General features: G+C 52.4%; 8 protein-coding genes and 1 other RNA gene. All 9 read left to right on the forward strand.

The genetic code is table 11. The features are described from left to right. Window positions 1-4 precede the first annotated feature (4 nt). Window positions 5-202, forward strand: coding sequence for a 50S ribosomal protein L31 (rpmE, locus tag ET33_RS25040; protein ID WP_010500323.1), 198 nt, complete (start codon window positions 5-7; stop codon window positions 200-202). Window positions 203-290: 88 nt separating this feature from the next. Then, window positions 291-680: a hypothetical protein gene (locus ET33_RS25045; RefSeq protein WP_036688399.1), complete on the forward strand. Its 390-nt coding sequence runs from the start codon at window positions 291-293 to the stop codon at window positions 678-680. A 47-nt stretch (window positions 681-727) separates the two neighbouring features. Continuing rightward, window positions 728-991: signal recognition particle sRNA large type (gene ffs, locus ET33_RS37055), an RNA gene on the forward strand. Window positions 992-1187: 196 nt separating this feature from the next. Beyond that, window positions 1188-2249 (forward strand): ATP-binding protein, encoded by a 1062-nt coding sequence (locus tag ET33_RS25050; RefSeq protein ID WP_036688402.1) that lies wholly within the window; start codon window positions 1188-1190, stop codon window positions 2247-2249. Between the two features lie 72 nt (window positions 2250-2321). Continuing rightward, the gene (gene dnaX / locus ET33_RS25055; protein WP_036688405.1) at window positions 2322-4070 is read left to right on the forward strand and encodes a DNA polymerase III subunit gamma/tau; all 1749 of its coding nucleotides are present in this window, start codon (window positions 2322-2324) and stop codon (window positions 4068-4070) included. A 21-nt stretch (window positions 4071-4091) separates the two neighbouring features. Then, window positions 4092-4403, forward strand: a complete 312-nt coding sequence (locus ET33_RS25060; protein ID WP_036688408.1) for a YbaB/EbfC family nucleoid-associated protein — start codon at window positions 4092-4094, stop codon at window positions 4401-4403. 68 nt (window positions 4404-4471) lie between these two features. Next, window positions 4472-5068 (forward strand): recombination mediator RecR, encoded by a 597-nt coding sequence (recR, locus tag ET33_RS25065; RefSeq protein WP_010500328.1) that lies wholly within the window; start codon window positions 4472-4474, stop codon window positions 5066-5068. Window positions 5069-5285: 217 nt separating this feature from the next. Beyond that, window positions 5286-5573, forward strand: coding sequence for a DUF2508 family protein (locus ET33_RS25070; RefSeq protein ID WP_036688411.1), 288 nt, complete (start codon window positions 5286-5288; stop codon window positions 5571-5573). Beyond that, window positions 5570-5842 (forward strand): pro-sigmaK processing inhibitor BofA family protein, encoded by a 273-nt coding sequence (locus tag ET33_RS25075; RefSeq protein ID WP_036688414.1) that lies wholly within the window; start codon window positions 5570-5572, stop codon window positions 5840-5842. The genes ET33_RS25070 and ET33_RS25075 overlap by 4 nt, the downstream gene beginning before the upstream one ends. Window positions 5843-6000 lie beyond the last annotated feature (158 nt).

Raw genomic sequence — 6000 nt, forward strand, 5'->3', positions numbered from 1 at the left:
GGCAATGAAAACAGCGATTCATCCGACTTATCATCAAACGACGGTTACTTGCGCATGCGGTAACACGTTTGAAACGGGATCCATTAAGCAAAATCTTCGTGTAGAGATTTGCTCCGCTTGCCACCCGTTCTTTACCGGGAAGCAAAAATTTGTGGATGCCGGCGGTCGCGTCGATAAATTCAAAAAGAAATATGGCATGTAATTTGTTGCCAGTAGCATAACGGCATAAGCGCGCCTCCTGTGGCTATCCTAAGATCATCCGATCTTAGAGCTGCAGGAGGTGTTTTCATTTGTTAAGATCGCTTGCCGTTCTGCTGAGCGCAGCTTTGGCGTTGTCCGGGATTGCGGCGTGCCAGCAGCAAAAGTTTACCAAAAACTCCGCGACGCATACCCGGGACGGCGCGCTCGGGATTACCGAGACGAACCCGAATATGCCGCTTAGTGCCAGCTTTCGAACATATCCCGATGATCTGCGCGTCATGCAGAATGCGATTAGCCAGAGGTTTCCGAACGTCAGCATCACGAGCATCAGCTTGAACGGGCCGACCGCTTACGTTCGTTTGAATGCTCCCGCCCATACCTCGCCGGAAGAAATCGAACGGATCCGGCAGGGGGCTGCCGAAGCTTTGGCTTTCGCCGCGCCGAGATATAATGCTAACGTTACCGTTACTGCTAAATAACCCCTTGAGGTTGCTATTTGGACACGAATCGACTATACTTATCTATGCCGTGCTAGACGGGGAGGTAGCGGTGCCCTGTAACCCGCAATCCGCTGTAGCGGGGTCGAACGCCTATTCGCGGTATTGCGATGTAAGGTTTGGGTTTTAAAGTTGGTGTTGAGAGTCGGGTCCTCCGCAATGGATGCCTGTGAATTTGGTCAGGTCCGGAAGGAAGCAGCCATAAGCAGGATGTTTCATGTGCCGGAGGGTGGCCTAACTTGAGCTGACGATAAAAATTCCACTTGGATCGTAATATCAAGGTAGGTGCGCGGTTTCCTTCATAACAAAAACAATAACACCAAGATCATGAGCTGTAAAAGCTTGTCGAACTTGGTGTTTTTTTGTATTTGACAGAAGGAAAATGAAAAAATTAGGAGAATTGTATACTAAAGTTAACCAGGCTAAGTAAACCATAATCATACACCCATTGCGCTCGGCTATCCGCTGATTAATGGGGGGAGGAAGACGATGCGGCACGAACTGACCTTGCTTCAACGCTTTGCCGGCATATTCCTTCGGGACGTGAATCTCGGAGTGATGCTGATCAATACCGAATTTGAGCTGATCGATATCAGTGACATGGCTTGCCGCGTGCTGGGGTTAGAAAGAGAAAAGGTACTCCATCAATCGCTGGATTCCATTTTTGCCGATTTGCCTGCCGAGCATTGGCTGGTGCAGCGGAGTATATTGGACGGGATGGTCGTACGCAACCATGCCTTGTCTTGGACCAATAACCAGGAGCGATACGAGCTGCTGGTCGATTCCAGTGTGCTTCGGGATGAAGAAGAGCGGATCGTCGGCGCTTATCTTATTTTCAAGGACGTCACCAACCTGCGTTCCCTGGAGGAACAGGTGCAGCGCAGCGACCGTCTGGCGATGATCGGCCAAATCGCTGCAGGCACGGCCCATGAAATCCGCAACCCGCTCACGTCGATCAAGGGCTTTTTGCAAGTACTGCGCAAAACCTTTCAAGAGCAGGGTATGGAACGTGAAGACGGGTACACCGTGGTGATGCTGAAAGAAATCAATCGGATCAACGAGCTGGTCAACGAATTTTTGCTGCTCGGCAAGCCGAAGAACGTTACATACGATGAAGTGGACATCTCCGAAGTGCTGCGGGACATTTTGCCTATTATCAATAACGAAGCGATCCTGCACCGGGTCGTTGTTCAATATGAGTCGCACTACGGATTGCCGCATGTGGTCGCGGACCGTGAGATGCTGAAGCAGGTGTTTCTCAATATAAGCAAAAATGGAATCGAAGCGATGGGAGAAGGGGGTATCTTGACGGTAAGCGAGAAAGTCGATTTGGAGGAACGCTTGGTCAATATCGAAATTCATGATACCGGTCCGGGCATCCCTGCCTATGTAATTGATAAAATTTTCGATCCGTTCTTTACGACCAAAGCAGAAGGAACAGGATTGGGCCTGTCAGTCTGCCAGCGGATCATTCAGGATATCGGAGGGCATATCCGGGTATCGTCCAAAGGGTACGGCACGACGTTCACCGTGAGCATTCCGTTTCCTTAAAAGCGGTGCGGCTTCAATCCTCCCTCCAAGTGTAGTATAATAGACGACAAACAATCATTTGGAGAGGGCAAGATGGCACATATCGCCTTATATCGAACGTGGCGGCCGCAGTCGTTCCACGATATGGTCGGCCAAAAGCATATTGTCCAAACCTTACAAAACTCGCTTCGCGAAGGGCGGTTCAGCCACGCCTATTTGTTCAGCGGTCCCCGTGGAACCGGGAAAACGACCACGGCCAAAATATTGGCCAAAGCCGTCAACTGCTTGAACGGGCCGGGCGTAGAGCCTTGCAACGAATGCGATGCGTGCGTGCGCATTACTGAGGGCACGGTCATGGATGTCGTCGAGATCGATGCCGCCTCCAACCGCGGCGTGGATGAAATCCGCGACATCCGGGATAAAGTGAAATATGCACCAACCGAAGTGCGCCAGAAGGTGTATATCATCGACGAGGTGCATATGCTGACGACGGAGGCGTTCAACGCGCTGCTCAAGACGTTGGAGGAGCCGCCGGCCCATGTCATGTTTATTTTGGCTACGACGGAGCCTCATAAGCTACCTGCGACGATTATTTCACGCTGTCAGCGGTTTGATTTTCGCCGTGTGTCGCTTGAGGAGCAGGTGGAGCGCCTGCGTCAAGTGTGCGCCGACGAACAGATCGAGAGCGACGACGACGCGCTGGCGTTCATCGCGCGGCTGTCCGATGGCGGTATGCGCGATGCACTTAGTCTGCTCGATCAGATTATCGCATTTTCAGGCACTCGGGTGACGTATGATGACGTATTATCGATCACAGGCGGGATGGCTTCGGATCAATTCGAGCGCCTGGTGACGGCGATACAAGATCGAGACGTAGGCGCCGCGTTGCGGTTAATCGATACGTTTATGCAGGAAGGCAAAAGCGCCGATAAGTGCATGGAGAGCCTGATTTATTATTTCCGCGACCTGTTGATGGTCAAAATGGTTCCCGGCTCGCAGGCGCTCACCGAGCGCATTCTCGACGTGAAACGATTTGCCGAGGTGGCACAGCGGTTTTCCGCCGATGCGCTGATTGCCATGATCGATACGTTGAACCATTATCAGACGGAGATGAAATATTCCGTTCAGCCGCAGACGCTGCTGGAAGTCGCGCTCATGAAGCTTTGCAGTCAGGCGGGCGCATCGTCTGCTTCGGCAGGCGGATCGAGCGCAAGCGGGGCACCGGCTTCGGAACGTCAGGACGGGGTAGTCGGACAGCTGATGAACCGCATTCAGCGGTTGGAGGAGCAACTGTCTCAGCTGCTGAAGCAGGGAGTCGCTCCCGCAGCCTCGAGTCCCGTATCCGGGGCAAGCTCGCGTCCGGCGCCTGCGCCTGCCGTCATCAAGAAGATCGAGAAACTGGAAGCTTACCTGCAGGGCAGGGATGATCCGGCTTTCCGCAACGTGGTTCAGCAGTGGAGCCAGGTGCTTGGGCGGGTGAAAGAGCTCAAAATCACCGTTCATGCGTGGCTTGTGGACGGGGAGCCCGTCTCCGTTCATGACAGCAACGTACTCGTAGCTTTCAAGAGCGCGATGCACCGGGAGACGACCGAGAAGCCGGCCAACAAGCAGCTGATCGAACAGGTGTTGGCCGAAGTATACGGTCAGCCGTATCGTCTCGTGACCATGATGCTGAGGGATTGGAAGGCTGCCGCCGACCAGGCGAAGCCGGGCGACGGACCGAAGGAGGAGCTGCAGCTCGTTCCGGAGGACGAAGGGGCATCCGGCGGCGCGAAGGAAGAGTGGATCAGCGAGGCCATTCAATTGTTTGGGGAAGATCTGGTTAAAATTAAAGAAGATTAAGCGACGAGGAGCGTGTCTTTCATGAACAACATGAATCAGATGATGAAGCAAGTGAAAAAAATGCAGGAGCAAATGCTCAAAGCTCAGGAGGATCTCGCGAACCGTACCGTCGAAGGGACGTCCGGTGGCGGTGTCGTCAGCGTAACGGTAAACGGACAAAAGAAAGTTACGGCCGTTGTTATCAAACCGGAAGCGGTCGATCCGGACGACGTGGAAATGCTGCAGGATCTGGTGCTTAGCGCCGTCAACGACGCGATGACCAAAGCCGAAGAAATGGCTGGCAAAGAAATGTCCAAATTAACCGGCGGTATGAATATCCCGGGATTGTTCTAATCGAAGCCGGATCAAGCCCCAGAACCTTCTCTGGGGTTTTCAACTTTAATGCGTGAGGAGCCAATCGCTTGTTTTATCCGGAACCGCTAGCCAAACTGATCGATTCTTTCTCCCGTCTGCCGGGGATCGGACCCAAAACGGCGGGGCGTCTTGCTTTTCATGTGCTGCGCATGAAGGAAGACGATGTCATCGACTTTGCCAAAGCACTGGTCAATGTCAAACGCAATCTGCACTATTGCTCCGTATGCTGCAATATCACCGATACCGATCCTTGCCGCATCTGTCAGGATAAAAGCCGGGATGCTTCCGTCATTTGTGTCGTGCAGGAGCCCAAAGACTTGGTTGCCATGGAGCGGACCAAGGAATTTAACGGCTACTATCATGTTCTCCACGGGGCAATTTCCCCAATGGAAGGCATCGGGCCGGACGAAATCCGGATCGCTGATCTTCTGAAGCGGCTGAGCGACGAACAGGTACAGGAGCTGATTCTGGCAACGAACCCGAATATCGAAGGCGAAGCGACTGCGATGTATTTATCCAGGCTCGTTCGCCCGTTCGGCCTCAAGGTGACCCGGATTGCGCACGGGCTGCCCGTCGGAGGAGATCTGGAGTATGCGGATGAGGTAACCTTGACCAAGGCGCTGGAAGGCAGAAGAGAGCTATAATAAAACATTGATTTGATACCACAAGAAGCCGGCTTGCAGTCGTCCATTTGCGGTTACGCACACGGGATTGCTGTAAGCTCTCGAAGCATGATTTGCGCGGATCGCCGCATGGATGCTTATGAGAAGGCTTCTTTTTGGTTCTAACCCAGCTAAGCTCCCTATAAATATTTAAGTAGCAGGACAAACCCTGGAGACTTAAATCGGGAGGTTGACGGGAATGAAGCTTTGGAAATGGGAGATCGGAAGCAAGAAAGAGCGCCTGCAGCGCGAAGCCGTTGAGCAGGACCGTCTGCTGCTGGTGGAAGAAATCCGCAAAGCCCATATGGAATGGGAAGTAGCGCAGAGACGCTTTGATTACGTCGTCGAAAAAGAACAGATCGATTATGCCATCTTTGCCCTCGAAGCGGCGGAGAAGCGATTCGAAATGCTGCTGAAGCAAGCCAAAAACTTGAATATCTCGGCTAAAGAAGTATGTGCCGCTCGCTCGATGGAGGTGTCTTCGTGAAATCGTATTTGCTGTGGAGCGTCCTCGTCGGGTCCGGTTTATTGTTAGGATTGGTCATGCTGCGCAATCGGTATGCGTTCCAATGGCTAGGTATGATTTGCCTGCATATTGCATTTGCTTCGATTTTGTTGTATATTCTAAATCTGTTCAGTTCATATACGCATTTGGAGCTACCTCTGAACGCAGTGACGGTTGGGACCGTAAGCGTTCTGGGCTTGCCTGGACTAGCCGCTTTGGCGGCACTGAAATTGTGGGTCGTTGGGGTTTAACCTCGACTCCAAAAAAAGTCTAAAAAAAATGCTTGCAATCTACTGGGCGAATGTGATATATTATAAAAGTCGCCGCTAAACGAGACGACAACAACCGACAAAGCTGAATAGCCTAACGGCGCGCATTTTGTCGATCGAAATTGCCCTTTGAAAACTGA

The sequence above is a fragment of the Paenibacillus tyrphae genome, assembly GCF_000722545.1.
Lineage (GTDB): Bacteria > Bacillota > Bacilli > Paenibacillales > NBRC-103111 > Paenibacillus_G > Paenibacillus_G tyrfis.